13 protein-coding genes are annotated in these 14,289 nt (G+C 38.3%); all 13 read right to left on the bottom strand.

Translation table 11 applies throughout. From position 1 onward, the window contains the following. Positions 1 to 27 precede the first annotated feature (27 nt). Positions 28 to 1,242: a glycosyltransferase family 4 protein gene (locus QUW60_RS13030; protein WP_289560996.1), complete on the bottom strand. Its 1,215-nt coding sequence runs from the start codon at positions 1,240 to 1,242 to the stop codon at positions 28 to 30. A 7-nt stretch (positions 1,243 to 1,249) separates the two neighbouring features. Beyond that, positions 1,250 to 1,780, bottom strand: coding sequence for an acyltransferase (locus QUW60_RS13025; RefSeq protein WP_289560994.1), 531 nt, complete (start codon positions 1,778 to 1,780; stop codon positions 1,250 to 1,252). 13 nt (positions 1,781 to 1,793) lie between these two features. Continuing rightward, positions 1,794 to 2,996 (bottom strand): glycosyltransferase, encoded by a 1,203-nt coding sequence (locus QUW60_RS13020; RefSeq protein WP_289560992.1) that lies wholly within the window; start codon positions 2,994 to 2,996, stop codon positions 1,794 to 1,796. Next, positions 2,993 to 3,949 carry a glycosyltransferase family 2 protein gene (locus QUW60_RS13015; RefSeq protein WP_289560990.1) on the bottom strand — a complete coding sequence of 319 codons (957 nt, stop codon included), beginning with the start codon at positions 3,947 to 3,949 and terminating at the stop codon, positions 2,993 to 2,995. Before QUW60_RS13015 ends, QUW60_RS13020 begins: the two co-directional genes overlap by 4 nt. After that, a complete protein-coding gene (locus QUW60_RS13010; protein ID WP_289560988.1) occupies positions 3,879 to 5,219 on the bottom strand; it encodes an O-antigen ligase family protein in 1,341 nt (446 codons plus the stop codon). The genes QUW60_RS13015 and QUW60_RS13010 overlap by 71 nt, the downstream gene beginning before the upstream one ends. Positions 5,220 to 5,221: 2 nt before the next feature. After that, entirely contained in the window at positions 5,222 to 6,337 is a 1,116-nt protein-coding gene (locus QUW60_RS13005; protein ID WP_289560986.1) for a polysaccharide pyruvyl transferase family protein, read from the bottom strand. Beyond that, complete coding sequence (locus QUW60_RS13000; protein WP_289560984.1) at positions 6,334 to 7,575, bottom strand: Coenzyme F420 hydrogenase/dehydrogenase, beta subunit C-terminal domain; 1,242 nt, start codon at positions 7,573 to 7,575, stop codon at positions 6,334 to 6,336. Before QUW60_RS13000 ends, QUW60_RS13005 begins: the two co-directional genes overlap by 4 nt. Beyond that, positions 7,572 to 9,110 carry an MATE family efflux transporter gene (locus QUW60_RS12995; RefSeq protein ID WP_289560982.1) on the bottom strand — a complete coding sequence of 513 codons (1,539 nt, stop codon included), beginning with the start codon at positions 9,108 to 9,110 and terminating at the stop codon, positions 7,572 to 7,574. Before QUW60_RS12995 ends, QUW60_RS13000 begins: the two co-directional genes overlap by 4 nt. A gap of 188 nt (positions 9,111 to 9,298) precedes the next feature. Beyond that, positions 9,299 to 10,228, bottom strand: coding sequence for an AbiH family protein (locus tag QUW60_RS12990; protein ID WP_289560980.1), 930 nt, complete (start codon positions 10,226 to 10,228; stop codon positions 9,299 to 9,301). A gap of 514 nt (positions 10,229 to 10,742) precedes the next feature. After that, a complete protein-coding gene (locus QUW60_RS12985; protein WP_289560978.1) occupies positions 10,743 to 11,405 on the bottom strand; it encodes a S24 family peptidase in 663 nt (220 codons plus the stop codon). 223 nt (positions 11,406 to 11,628) lie between these two features. Next, on the bottom strand, positions 11,629 to 12,495 hold the full coding sequence (rfbD, locus tag QUW60_RS12980; RefSeq protein WP_289560976.1) for a dTDP-4-dehydrorhamnose reductase: 867 nt from the start codon (positions 12,493 to 12,495) through the stop codon (positions 11,629 to 11,631). Positions 12,496 to 12,700: 205 nt separating this feature from the next. Continuing rightward, a complete protein-coding gene (gene rfbC / locus QUW60_RS12975; protein ID WP_289560975.1) occupies positions 12,701 to 13,270 on the bottom strand; it encodes a dTDP-4-dehydrorhamnose 3,5-epimerase in 570 nt (189 codons plus the stop codon). A 92-nt stretch (positions 13,271 to 13,362) separates the two neighbouring features. Then, a complete protein-coding gene (rfbA, locus tag QUW60_RS12970) occupies positions 13,363 to 14,268 on the bottom strand; it encodes a glucose-1-phosphate thymidylyltransferase RfbA (protein ID WP_289560973.1) in 906 nt (301 codons plus the stop codon). Between the last annotated feature and the right edge of the window lie 21 nt (positions 14,269 to 14,289).

Here is a 14,289-nt window from a genome sequence, read left to right as displayed (position 1 = left end):
TAAATTATTGTTGTAAATGCTTATTGCTTAAATGAAATATTTGAGATATCTGAAATATAAGAAATGATATAATTGTATGCATCGATCATATATCCAATATTTATTCATTAAATATTGGATATATAGTTTGTCTTTCTTATACCGATATTTGTTAAAAATGCTAATTCGTGGGGAGTGGTTTAAAGGTAATTGAATAATTTGACTTAACTTATTTTTCCAAATACTTTCAGTTAAATTATTTTTATAATAGTAATAGCTGTTTTCATAAATGGAATAATAGTCGCTGTGTTTTTTTATAATATTGCTTATCTGATTAACGATGGAATCGGCATCGCTTTGTCGTACAATTAATCCATTGATGCCATTTGTTATAGCATCAAGACTACCGTGTTTAGCATTTGATATAATGGGAATGCAGCCGAATCTCATTGCTTCGATGAGCGAAATTGGGAAACCTTCTCCACGTGACGGAAGTAAAAAAATGTTAGCTTCAGAAAGAATTTTTTTTGATACAGATCTTTCAACTCTGCCAATTTGTTTAATGCGTTTATCTTTAGGTAGGCAGTCTTTAATGTCTTTTATTTGTATAAACTTATTATTTCCACCTGCTATTTTTGTGTTCCCAATCCAGTAAAATTCGAAATCCAGTGTGGTTTTTAGTAGTAGTTTTAAACTTTTGCAAACAACTTCTGCGCTTTTGGCATATGAGCATCCTCCAGGATAAACGATTTTTAGAGTCTGTTTTTTTTCTTTCTCTTTGTAGTTGGGAGGAGTTTCTGGCATGAAGTTAAAAACGACTTTTATTTTTTGTTCGTCTTTGATGCTAAACTTTTTTTGTATGTATTCTTTTCCATATGATGATAGTGAAATGATAGAATCTACATAATTGCCATTTAATCCAGCAAACCAAGCATATCTACCATTGACAAAATGGCTGACAGTTATAATTTTTATTGTATTATTGATATATGGAGTAACTAATGAAAGAAGAGCAAAAGCGCTATTTATGATAATGTCGGGTTGCTCCTTGTTGATTATATCTAATAATCTATTAGCATTGGCTATTGAGAAATCCAAATAATTGCACTGGTATACTTTGTATGTATTATTTTCAATGTTACCGCTTGCGATAATTGTAATGTTGAACTCTGCCTTAAAAGCATTGATAAAATCAAAAGCATATGATGATATACCTCCGACACCAGTCTTAAAATTTGATGTACAAAATAGAAGTTTTTTCATATTGTAATTATTTATTTCTATATCTAATAACTCTAATAGGATTTCCGCCTACAATGGCATAGTCTTCAACATCTTTACAAACGACACTTCCTGCAGCAATAACAGCATGGTTTCCAACTTTTTTCCCTCCTGTGAACAATACCTGTCGTCCTATCCAGACATCATTTCCTATAATGGTACGACCAGGCTTCGTTATTCTGCCTTGTTGTTGCATTGGGATGTCAAGTCTTGATATATCATGTGTATCATTTGGCAGAATATAACACTTAGGTCCCATCATAACATAGTCGCCTATCTTTATATCATTAGGGACATGACAGTCAATACCTAAATCACTGTAGTTGCCCAATTCTATGTCAAAACCTTTTCCAAAAAAAGCGTGTCTTTCAATATTGACATGATGACCACATTTTTTAGCGATGCGCTTAAATATAAACCTGCGGATACGGCCGCTGAGTAGTCCTAATTTGCTTAGTGAATAAGTAGAAGGAAGATGATAGGCAAAACCGTAGTATGCAATTAGCCAAAAATATTTCATTGTGTCAAAAACTTTATTGATTAATATGGAATAACTCAATGTATTTCTCTATTTCTTCTTCATTGCCATTGCACATTTTGTTAAGATTGGTGATTAAATCTTTTTGTTTGGATTTATCTTTTGATAAATTAATGATTGTTTCTGCGATATTAGTGGGTGATAGATCACATATAATTCCGGTTATATTGTTTTTTATATTATCGGAAACGGATGGATAGTTTGTTGCTATAATTGGTTTGTTTAATATTTTAGCTTCATCTACAACAATAGATTTTCCTTCAAAGCGTGAGGTCTGTATGAAAATATCACAGTGTTGGATATATGGATACGGATTGCTTCTTTGACCTAGCAAATAAACGGTATCTTGCAATTTGTATTCTATAATTCTATTTTGTAAATCTAGTTCTAAACTGCCTACCCCTATTATAAACCATTTAAAATTAAACTGTTTTTGATAGAGTATGTTGGATGCTTCAATTGCCAAGTCAAATCCTTTTTCTATGGATAATCGTCCTATTGAAAGTATTTTAATTGTTTTATCGTCTTCTTTATTATATTCTTTTGGATAGTATTCATTGGCCATTGTTTGTATTATGTTTCCGGATGATATATTTTCAAGGCAAATGAATTTATTCTTTAAATTTGGGAAGTTGTCTTTTAGTGATTTTACACATAATAAAGAAATAGTGACAACTTTGTCTGCTTTAGAAAAGTAAGTATATTCAAATTTATGGTTTGCTTTGACTTTGTTAAAGTCTGTGTGCACCCATAGTATTTTTTTTGTTGCATTGATTTTATCTATGACATAGTAATTGGTAATACCGTTTGTGTAAGATATTGCGACATCATAATGCGTTTCTAATCGGGGTATGGAGTTTTTCCATAGCATCCATGTTAACTGTGAAAAATCTAAATTGAATAGTGTTCTGAATCTTATTATGATGTTAGATGCTATTTTGCATACTTTGTCCCATATGTTACATTTTTTTTTTATAAAATCGCCATGTATGCTGCCCAATGCAATTTTTAGATTTTTGGGAGCTTCTATGACTTTGATATCTTGAGGTAGCCGAGAGTAAAATAATCCACCTTCATGAACTATCATTACGTTTATATCGAATTTATCTCTAGGTAAAAGTGGTAACATCGATATAAAGCTTTTTTCAGCACCGCCTGCATATAATGAAGGCATAATAAGAAGTAGCTTCGTTTTCATCTGATAAATAATTTATTGTGGATTTTCTTTAAATTACGTTCTATTTTTTCTGATAATATTATAAGCCAATAGCAGTTCCTTTTGATACAATTTAATCTGATTTTATTTATAATGGTCAGTAGTGATTCATCAATAGAAAAAGTACTAGTGTCTAGATCTCCTATTTTTGCCAAAAATAATTCTTGTATGACTCTTACGATAGTATTGTCTATTGTCGCGGCATAAAGTTTATAATCGCTCTGATTTTTATAAAAATCTTTGATTGTTTTATATAGGGGTATGTAATTATTTAATAGTGCCGTTGATAAAGACAAACTATTAGCGTTTGCTCTGTTCCAATAGTATTTAGCATAAGGTATATAGGTAATATCGTTTGCATAGTAAAATAGTCTTGAAATAAAGCATAAATCTTCCCCTAAATGAATGTTATTCTCGAATTTAATTTTTCGGTCAATAATTAATTTGTTTTTTATTGCCTTTGCCCATAAAACAGTGTTTATAGTTCTCCAGCCTAATAGCTTTTTTAAATAATCTTCTTTGTTCTTAAACGGCTTCCGTATTGTTTGTGTTCTATTATGTTTTTCAACGCGAATATAATCGCAAACGACTACGTCTGTTTGAGGGTGTTTTATTATTCCTTCATGAAAGTTAGCTAAATATGTACTGTCAACATAGTCATCTGCATCTATAAAGACAATCCATTCGCCATTTGCCAAAGATAAAAGTTTATTGCGCGTTACTATGACACCTGAGTTCTCCTGATGGTATATTTTGAATCTATTGTCTTTATTGGCATATTCTTGACAGACTTCAAATGTCTTATCATGGCTTCCATCATCTATTATTATGACTTCAAAATTTTTGAATGTTTGACTGATAATGCTAGTAAGACATTTGTCTATGTATTTTTGTGCGTTGTAAGCTGGAATGAGAATTGAAAATTTTTTTGTCATAAGTACATCTTAATAGTAATCCTATATATATTCCAAAATATAAAAAAGTGCTTCCGTATGTGCCTGTTGAACATATGAAAAAAATAAAGGCAGCGATGCAGGCTATTGTCAAATATGAGGTAATATTACTGTTCCTATTTTTCCAAGATATAATGAATAATCGAACGTAAAATATAAGCACTGCAATAATCATGAGTAATCCTTGTTCAATCAAGAGTTTGTATTGATATCCTTCCATACCGGCTAATTCGGGATTATTTAGATATGAATTTTTGTTACCAATAACTTCTATAAAATAAGCTAGGCCATGTCCTAAAAAAGGAGCCTCGTTAAAATATTCTAATGATACAATCCATTGCTGTTCTTTTAAATCAATATTACTGCCTTCAATATTTTCCCCTCCTGTTGTGAATAAATCAAAGGAAGAGTCTAGTATTGGCTTGATGAAGCTTATATTATATAATATGGTCATTAAAATTATGACTGTAAATATTATCAATAAATTTTTGTATGAAAACCTGTTTTTGAGAAAATAAAAAAGTGCATACAGTAATAATGTTGAAAAGACACCTGTCCTTGAATTTGCTATCAGAGTACTGAGTGCTAGTAGGGATATTAATATATATTTTATTGTTTTCTTTTTCGGATGCCACATTTGAAGGATTATTAAAGAATACATTCCCATTACACCGCTATAAACGATAGGATTGCTAAGGAAAGAACATACTCTATATCCTCTTTCTTGAACACCTGACCATATGCCGACTTCTCCATTGAAAGTTGAGGTTAATAAATCATACCATGGATTGTTTTGTAATATATATGTGATTATTCCATATATACTAACTATAATCAATATTTTAGTGAATCCTTGTATGACTTTATGTAATTCATTATTTGATTTAATCGAGCAGAAGCCGATAAAAAAGGCCGTATAAGTTGTAACGAACTCTGTAACAGGCCGTGAAATACGAGAAATAAGAGGTATTCTTTGGTCGAAAAGTCCAATCAGGAGATAAATGATAAATATTATAATGGAAATATTCCGTAAAGGGTAAAATTTGTAGTTTGGAATAAATTCTTTACTGAAATATAAGGATAGAATAAACGATGCAATAAATAAAAAATGAGCGTTAAAAGGTCCCCATATTAATATATCATTTGATAGGAAAAATAATGAGTATAGAAGCCAAATAGTTCTATTTGCTCCTTTGCTGGTAATAATTTTAAAGCAAGCAGCGAATGTTAAAACTAGAAAGAAAAGTTTCATTTTTATTTGAGAGTACGGATTAAATATTCTAAAGATCTCTTTTTTTCTTCTTTAAGCTTTTCTTGACTCAGAATTGAACCAGCTTTTATCTTCAGTGCATGATCTTGACTTAGGTCAGTGATTAAATTTTCTTGTAAAGAAAATAGGTTTAGCAATGATTCAAATCGAGCTAATCCTCTTTCTTTATTGCCATACACAATAAATGGTTTATTGAATATGATGGAGAAAACACATGCGTGGAATGAGTCTGTGATAATTAACTCAGCTTCATAGAATCCTCTAAGCCATTGTTCTACAGAGGGCTGGATACGTTCTATAAGGGGAGCATTCTTATCTTCCGCTTTTCCGTTGATGCGAAATGGTGTAAGTCCTCTTTGTTGGGCTATTTTATTTATGAATTCTTTAATTTCTGGCGTTTCATCTAAAATGTAATTTAATAAGTTTCCTTGGCTTGGTTTTGTTTCCGCATGATTAATAAGTTGGATGTAATCATTTTTATCTAAAAGCATAGTAGGGTCAAGAACAGAAACAGCTTGCACATTAAAATATTTCTTGCATAGTTTAATGGCAGATGTTTCTCTTACTGATACCGCATTGAATTTTTGTAATAAGGACGCACATAATATTGTCTGTTGAGGTGAATACTCCCATTTGTCAGTTCCAAAAGATGCAGCATATGCTATGCGTTTAATATCCCAATCCTTAGCAAATAAGAGATAAGAGTTCTCAATTTTTGAATTATAGACGGCTCGCCAAATCTGATCACTTCCTACTATAATGGCATCAAAAGAGTTTGGATTAAGATCTCTTAAGTTATTTATTATTATTCTATGAATATATTTATCAATGAATTTTTGTGTGTTTTGACTTATTATGGGATACGTTTTGTAGAATTTTTTTTCTTTGAATATTTCTATATTCTGTCTAAATAGATATTTTTTTATAAATCTTTTTGCATAGATAAAACTTTTTCTATCCTTATCAAGTATTGGATATGGAGGACGATCAATGATTATTGCCTCATGGCCTAACTGTTCGAGTGTTGTCTGCAATGCATAGGCTTGAAGAATACCTCCAAAATTTGTATGTAAGGGTAGTGTATAGATTCCGATATTCATATTCCTAATAGTTTCTTGAGAACTCTTTTTATTAATAAAATTCTTTTTCTTTTTTCGTCTTGAATTTTTGCACTGAGGGATTTCTTTGTGTACAATTTAATTAATTTATATAGGTCAATACCATTTTTGTAGCCTATAAAGAATTTGTTCCTGTTTTTGGGAATGACTGTTGTTTCTTTAAATCCTGCATTAAACCGCATTGCTGCATTTAAAGTAGATCTATGAGAATTCACATTCAAAGAAGCAAATATATCTTCTCCTTTTATTGTATTTATAAGAATCAGACTGGTGCCTTTATCATCGTCAAATTTGGGCATTGATACATTAATCCCCCAAAAATCACCAATTGTTAAATCGCTGTGACTAATGCCATTTTTACACTTGCATTGATAGCAACTAGGGCGTAAATAGATATCTGTCAAGAATCCTTTCATGAAAGGGTTGTCATAGTGTATATTGGACAATAAAACTGAATCTTGATCCGCCTTAGAGGTGAACTTTCCACGGACAACAAAACTGTATTTTTTCCAGCCATGTAATTTTTTATCTCTAAACTCTATGCCTGTTAACATAGGCAAGGGCTTTAGAGATGAAGACAAAACTGTTTTGTTCTTATGGGTGGGATGGGAGAAGGTCTCGTTAAGGTATCTTCTCCACACTCCTGGGCTGGGTACGCCGTGGCAAAGGAAGTCTACTGAAAGTAGGTTTGGATAATCTTTCCGGAGGTAGTTGTGCAATCCGGCAATCTGACAGGGACTGCCGATAAACAATACCTCACGTCCTTTTTTAAGGAATTGTTCTGCTTCACAGTATGTGTTCTCGATACGGCTTTGCATATACTTGCTGCCCATCATCGGCTTCACGTCTTCAAATGTTTCAGCATAGATGTGCTTTACCTCCCAAGTTTCGTCAAATACCGCACCGAACACCACACCACCTTTTTCTAGGATTTTTTTTGCCAACGCGATAAAAACGCCACCCGAAGAACTAGCTATCCGTTCTTCCTCATTGCGGTTCTTCACGGCAAGGACTTCCTGCGGTTGCGGTACTATTTTTTCCGGACGGTTGAGTAATGGACATACTTTCTCGCATTGTCCGCAGTTGATGCAAATGTTTTTATCAACGACGGGGTAAAGGAAACCCTCCTCATCCTCTTTCATGGAAATGCAACGCTTCGGGCAACGCTGCACGCAGGCAGTGCAGCCGCAGCAATCTTTTTTATTAAGTATCTTTATCATCTGTGGAGAATATTATTTATCATCGAAACAGCTTTCGTTCGAACAAATATACGTTCATTTTTTGACAGTCCGACTGTGTAGATTACAGTACCGACAGACAGAACGCAGGTTATGCAGACTGCAAAAAAACGTGTGATTGTATTGTCTAAATTCTCATGAACAAAGAATGGGAATACTACAGAAAGAATTGCAACCACGAAAACCTTAGAATAAACATATATAAAATAGTCCCTAAGGCGAATGCCTATCAGAGGTCGGAGCATTATCATTCGTGCTAGTTGGGCTACTGATTCCATGCAGAAATGGACAATGAATACTGAATAGGGTGGACAGCCGATTTTCAGGCACACATATGAAATAGGAAGTATCATCAGCAAGATTGTGCCGCACACCATCTGATACTTTTTCACCTTCCCTGTAGCTTGGTTAGCTATAATCATCGGGTTAGCTAATGTATATATGAGTGACGTACATATCATGATACGCAGAAATATGATGCTATTTTCCGGTACTGTTTTCAGCCAGATCGTTAATATGAAATCAGTTTCGAATAACACAGGTAGTGACAGAAAAAACAGCAGATAAAAAGAAAATCTTGCACTGCGAAACATCAGCTTGTGCATCTCTTTCATCTCTCCTTTTGCGTATGTCTTGGTTATCTGTGGATTAAGTGCCATTTGGAAGTTGCCAACAAACTGTTGTATAGCATTTTGTACTTGTACGGCTACAGCACGTGCTGCATTGACAATTGGGCCGAAAAAAACATTGAGTAGCATATTAAGACCCTGGCCGTAAAGTACGGCAGAAAGGTTGCCGAACATGCTCCAACCGGCGAATCCCGTCATTTCCTTAAATAATCTTTTATCCCAAATATGATGGTATTTTGATTCTTCAAAATGCTTGTTGCAATAACTGCTATAGCGGAAACGTATTAGCAACTGCACGGCCAAGATAAGAAAAGCATAAAGTATCAGCTTGTCACTGTTGAATGCGAGCAGTAGATATACGACTGCAAGTTTCAACATGCCTTCTAGTATTGAAATATAAGCGAATGCTGACATCTTCTCATGAGCGATAATATCAGCATTGTATGGTACGCTGATGATCATTATTGCAGTAGCTAGGATGGAACATTGAAGTACCCAAAAAGCGGCATCCATACGCTCGGCCGGAATTTGCATTTTTTCATACATGAACCAAAGCCCTATAGTTTCACCAAGAAGAATGATTATAACAGCAATGAGAATGTGGATTTGTAGTGCTGTACTGAATACTTTTTTTAGATTGTCCATGTTGCCTTTTCCTAGAGCAAATGTAATATAACGTTGAGTGGCTGACGACATTGATCCGTTGATGAATCCGAACATTGCAACAACGCCACCTACTACATTATAAATACCATAATCTTCTACTCCCAACGTATTTAGCACTACTCGTGAAGTATAAAGGCTTACCACCATCATGAATAGCATCCGAAAATACAATAGAAGTGTATTCTTCGCTATCCGCTTGTTATTTTCAGCAGTATTTGTCATAATCTCAATCTATAAAACTAAACCTATTGATCTTTATTTTTGTTTTACCTTAATATAATGTCGATTTCAAACCTTCTTGGCCTGTTGTTTGTATTGTAAATTGTTGTTCAATGTTTATTTCTTTTGGTAGAATCATGTTGTCAAAGCAACACAGAATCTTTCTTCAACCATTGAATTGTTATTGCCGGTTAAAGCATGTGTGTCAGTCTGTGGATTTGTTTCAATTCTTCTTCCTTACTGGTTTGTTGTAGATGTTTCAAGAAGTGCAGAAGTCTTTCATTTTTTCCGTCTTTTGTGCAGATAACCTGAAAGTCATTAAGACTGAACAGCAGGCTGGTTTTGCGGTCGTTCATGTCGCGAAGCTGTTCCAGTATGCTGATTCTTGAACTGTCATCGTACGTGAAAATCGTTATCTTTTTGCCTTTTTCGCGGGGCATGTTCTCATCGCATTGGTTGCGGAAGAACTGCCTGAAGTAGTGGTAGTCGTTCTGCCCCAACGAATGGCCGAAGAATACCACCTCGTCTGCATCAAGCAAATCGTATTGGATGTGGTGCGACTCATAGTGGGGGCTAAACGTTTTGTAGAGGAACGAGTAGCCGTCCATCAGGTCACTTTCATCTTCCACGCCTAATATAATGGAATTGTCTTTCAGGCACCCGTGTACATGTTCGTAGTTAAATTTCTCGGCAATGCCAATTTCTTTTGCTATATGATGCAAGTCTGTATAATTGAAGGAGTAAATCACATCAAACTTACCGTTGGAAATGACAGCCTTGAGTACCTGGGATGCAACTGAGTCACGATTGACAGGGCGTTGCTGCTCTTCATTCAGATAGTCGCCCAAAGATTTTGTGAGTTTATCAAACGTTTGCTTGTCACCGTCAGGACTTAAAGAAGGCACTAAATAGTTTCTATTGGATTCCTTCTTGGCATATTCGAGCAATGATTTTTCCAGGTCGAACCATTTGTCTGTTTCTTTTTGGCGTTCAAGATGCCCTTTCAGTCCGGAAAAAACATAATCCCGTTTCCAGTAATTGCTTCTGGCAAAATCAGAATATCGGGTTTTCCAGCCTAAATCCAAGTCAAAACCGTTGCCTATGATGAAAACCTTGCTCATATTGATTTGTTCGATTTTGGTGATAGGGGCTTAATCAGTGATTCATGTTCTCTATTCCAGCAGATTGCGTAATTCCTTTGTTTTGTTCTTTATATATCTTATTCTTGATTTTCTTATGCAAATCAGGTGGCAAATCCTGAATGCCATAGTCAATATGGGAGTCATTGGCAACAGGATAAACAGCAATAGGTAAAAATTAATGTCAAAACATTCGATGACTGCGTTGAAGTAGTATAATATTACAATGACAAACATAGATACCATCATCCACGACATTGAGATGGCCAGTGAGGACAGATAGCCGAGAAAGTAATCTGTCTTTCCTGCATCTTTGGGTCATAGCTCCAGCTTCGTTCAATGTAGATTGGGCTTTTTCCTGAATAAACTCCAGTATTCTGTTTTGTAATTTGACGGCTAATGAACCTTTGTCTATAAAGATAAGTGCCAGATCTATCGCTGCCATCATCTGAATGTATGAAAGAAAGTGTCCGAAAAAAGAATAGTCCATGCGTTTTTAAAGCAATTTATATGATTCTTTTCCGTCTTTTATCCGCACAAGAATAGTTGCCCTGCCTATAATCAGGCGGGTAGGATGGAAAGAGTAGCAGAGTCTTCCGTCATGATAGGTGATGGAAAACATCAGGTTATCATCCGGATAGGCTTTGCGTTCCTCTTCATATTTCCTTTTCATGTACTTCTGATTCTCTTCGAGGTTTATTTCGTAGTGTGAATCTTTCAGTCTGTCGATAATATCCTTATCATTCATGTCTGGAGTTACAAGCAGAAGTGCTTTTCGCAGTTTGTAGTCGTATAGCGTATTTTTCTGTCTGTATTTTTTGCAGTACTCTTTGTCTACTTTGATAATCAGGAAATCGTTCTCTGTAAACCTGCCTTCTTCACTTTTTTTTGTCAGCAAGTAGTCACCGTTCTGTATGCCTTGAGGATACATGGAATTGCCTGTCACAAGATAGTCCGTGAAGTCGCTTCCTTTCATTTCTTTTCCTTCTACCAGAAAAGTTTCAGGAATCTTATAGTTGTTTATGCCATTCCTGATGGGTAGAGCGGGATCTCCTGCTGCCACCCTTCGGATGCCATCTTGCTTTATGTCCATCTCGCGGAAGGTGTCAGGATGTCCGAACGTAATGACTTGTGTCAAAAGATTCATAAAGGTATTCATAATTCTTTCCTTTAAATCAGTAGAATGCAAATATACTGAATTTTTTTGTTTTCTCTATAGATAACTATTTTGCTTTTTAATTCCCCACAGCGAACGCAGCGTATAGCAGCGTTCTTATTCCCCCTCAAATCTTAAGATATTGCCAGCAGCTTTTTCAGTCCATATTCTTTCGTATTGTATTTGTGTCCCTTCAGCGTATTCCGGTACCTTGAAGGGTAGGGTGTCACTGCCCGTTGTTGGCCGCCAGCTCCCTGATGCACTTCTTCAGCGAGTCTTTCCAGTAGGGTACTTCGATGCCGAAGGTGTCCTTGATCTTGGTCTTGTCGAGGACGGAGAAGTGGGGGCGTTTCACCTTGCTGGGGAACTCGTCGCTGTGGCAGGGCTGGATGTTGCAGGTGTTGCCGCTCAGCTCGCAGATTTCCCTGGCGAAGTCGTACCACGAGCAGACGCCTTCGTTGCTGAAGTGGTAGATGCCTTGCTTGCCGAGCTGCCCGGTTTCGATGATGCGGGCAATTGCGTCTGCCAGATCGCCGGCGTATGTGGGGGTGCCCACCTGGTCGAACACCACTCTCAGGCTGTCCTTCTCGGCGGTGAGCTTCTGCATGGTCTTCACGAAGTTCTTGCCGAAAGGAGAGTAGAGCCAGGCGGTTCGGATGATGATGTGCCGGCATCCGGTGCGTTCGATGCTTTTTTCTCCGGCAAGCTTGGTGATGCCGTATACTCCCAGCGGATCGGTTTCCCAGTCTTCCCGGCAGGGGGTGCAGCGGTCGCCCTTGAACACATAGTCGGTGGATATGTGGATGAGGGTCGCGTCGTTTTCTCTGGCTGCGATTGCCAGGTTCTCAACCGCTTTATTGTTGATCAGGTCGGCAGTTTCGCGGTCGTCTTCCGCTTTGTCCACGTTGGTGTAGGCGGCGCAGTTCACGATGACCTGTATGCTGTTGTCTTTTACGGCTCTCAGCACGGCTTCACGGTCGGTGATGTCGAGCTGGGCTACGTCAGTGAATATGTAATGGTTGGAGCTGGTTTTTGCCACGCGCTGCATTTCGTTGCCGAGCTGGCCGTTTGCTCCGGTTACTAGGATGTTCATGTTCGTCGTTTTGTTTTGTTTTTTACCACAGAGGGCACGGAGTTATTTTTACCGCAGATTATTCTCTAACTTCTCTAACTTCTCTAACTTCTCTAACTCCTCTAACTCCTTTAACTCCTCTAACTCCTCTAACTTCTCTAACTCCTCTAACTTCTCTAACTCCTTTAACTCCTCTAACTCCTTTAACTCCTCTAACTCCTCCTAATCAATACAATTGTTCGTTGTAATCGAAGAGCCATTCCGCGTCTTTCAGGCGGGGATGGTGCTTGTCTTTTTCCGAGAGGATAATCTTGTCGGACGGGATGCGCCAGTCGATGCCGAGGTCCGGATCATCCCATGCCAGTGCGCCTTCGCTTTGGGGAGCATAGAAGTTGTCGCACTTGTACTGGAAGATGACTTCGGGGGTGAGCACGCTGAATCCGTGGGCGAAGCCTCTGGGGATGAAGAACTGGCGGTGGTTGTCTTCGGTCAGCTCAACCGCCACGTGCTTGCCGAAGGTGGGGGAGCCTTTGCGGATGTCTACCGCCACATCGAGCACAGCGCCTTTGATCACTCGCACCAGCTTGCTTTGCGCATAAGGAGGTTTCTGGAAGTGCAGGCCGCGCAGCACGCCGTAGGAGGACTTGCTTTCGTTATCCTGTACAAACTTGATTTCACGCACCTGGGCGTTGAAGTCTTTTTCGGAATACGACTCGAAGAAATAGCCCCGGTCGTCTTTGAACAGGCGCGGCTCGATAATTACCACGCCGTCTATTTCAGTTTTTATGATGTTCATTGTTGTCCGTGTCTTTAACCGCAGATTACGCAGATCAAACCTTTTTTCATTTTGCGCTAATCTGTGTCAGTCTGCGGTTTGCAAAAGTACAATTAGCCGAGGTTCGCTTCTCCTGTGCGCTTTACCTCGTCGATCACTTTCAGCAGGTACTGTCCGTACTGGTTCTTGAGCATGGGCTGTGCCTCTTCGCGCAGCTTTTCGGCAGTGATCCATCCCATGCGGTAGGCGATGCCTTCCAGACACGCCACCTTCAGTCCCTGCCGCTTTTCGATCACCTCAATGTAGGTAGACGCTTCGGCAAGGGAGTCGTGCGTGCCGGTGTCGAGCCATGCAAAGCCGCGTCCGAGGGTCTGCACCTTCAGTTCCTTGTCGGCAAGGAAACGCTGGTTGACGCTGGTGATTTCCAGTTCGCCGCGTGCGGAAGGCTTGATGCCCTTTGCCACCTCAACCACCTTGTTCGGGTAGAAATAAAGTCCGGTCACCGCATAGTTTGACTTGGGGTGCTCGGGTTTCTCCTCAATGCTCAGGCAGTTGCCGTTTTTGTCGAACTCTGCCACGCCGTAGCGTTCGGGGTCGCTCACCCAGTAGCCGAATACGGTGGCCTTGCTTTCCTGTTCGGCAGTTCTGACCGCTTCTTTCAGCATGACGGTGAAGCTGTTGCCGTGGAAGATGTTGTCGCCCAGCACGAGGCAGACCGCATCGTTTCCGATGAACTGTTCTCCGATGAGAAAGGCTTGCGCCAGTCCGTCGGGAGAAGGTTGTTCTGCATATTCAAAGCGTACGCCGAAATTGCTTCCGTCGCCGAGGAGCCGTCTGAATGAGGGGAGGTCTGTGGGGGTAGATATGATCAGAATGTCCCGGATTCCTGCCAGCATCAGTGTGGATACCGGGTAGTAAATCATCGGTTTGTCGAAGATGGGGAGCAGTTGTTTGCTGACTCCTTTCGTAATGGGGTAGAGGCGTGTGCCGCTGCCGCCGGCTAATACAATTCCTTTCATACTGTTTGTTTATTGTTGTTC

Origin of the sequence: Bacteroides gallinaceum (genome assembly GCF_030373775.1) — a bacterium.
GTDB lineage: Bacteria > Bacteroidota > Bacteroidia > Bacteroidales > Bacteroidaceae > Phocaeicola > Phocaeicola excrementipullorum.
Note: the sequence above shows the minus strand (reverse complement) of the source record. Positions and strands in the feature narration are given on the sequence as shown.

What these genes read in the sequence shown, in the direction of transcription:
- QUW60_RS13030 (WP_289560996.1), bottom strand. Translation starts at nt 1,242, where the DNA reads ATGAAAAAACTTCTATTTTGTACATCAAATTTTAAGACTGGTGTCGGA.
- QUW60_RS13025 (WP_289560994.1), bottom strand. Translation starts at nt 1,780, where the DNA reads ATGAAATATTTTTGGCTAATTGCATACTACGGTTTTGCCTATCATCTT.
- QUW60_RS13020 (WP_289560992.1), bottom strand. Translation starts at nt 2,996, where the DNA reads ATGAAAACGAAGCTACTTCTTATTATGCCTTCATTATATGCAGGCGGT.
- QUW60_RS13015 (WP_289560990.1), bottom strand. Translation starts at nt 3,949, where the DNA reads ATGACAAAAAAATTTTCAATTCTCATTCCAGCTTACAACGCACAAAAA.
- QUW60_RS13010 (WP_289560988.1), bottom strand. Translation starts at nt 5,219, where the DNA reads ATGAAACTTTTCTTTCTAGTTTTAACATTCGCTGCTTGCTTTAAAATT.
- QUW60_RS13005 (WP_289560986.1), bottom strand. Translation starts at nt 6,337, where the DNA reads ATGAATATCGGAATCTATACACTACCCTTACATACAAATTTTGGAGGT.
- QUW60_RS13000 (WP_289560984.1), bottom strand. Translation starts at nt 7,575, where the DNA reads ATGATAAAGATACTTAATAAAAAAGATTGCTGCGGCTGCACTGCCTGC.
- QUW60_RS12995 (WP_289560982.1), bottom strand. Translation starts at nt 9,110, where the DNA reads ATGACAAATACTGCTGAAAATAACAAGCGGATAGCGAAGAATACACTT.
- QUW60_RS12990 (WP_289560980.1), bottom strand. Translation starts at nt 10,228, where the DNA reads ATGAGCAAGGTTTTCATCATAGGCAACGGTTTTGACTTGGATTTAGGC.
- QUW60_RS12985 (WP_289560978.1), bottom strand. Translation starts at nt 11,405, where the DNA reads ATGAATACCTTTATGAATCTTTTGACACAAGTCATTACGTTCGGACAT.
- rfbD (WP_289560976.1), bottom strand. Translation starts at nt 12,495, where the DNA reads ATGAACATCCTAGTAACCGGAGCAAACGGCCAGCTCGGCAACGAAATG.
- rfbC (WP_289560975.1), bottom strand. Translation starts at nt 13,270, where the DNA reads ATGAACATCATAAAAACTGAAATAGACGGCGTGGTAATTATCGAGCCG.
- rfbA (WP_289560973.1), bottom strand. Translation starts at nt 14,268, where the DNA reads ATGAAAGGAATTGTATTAGCCGGCGGCAGCGGCACACGCCTCTACCCC.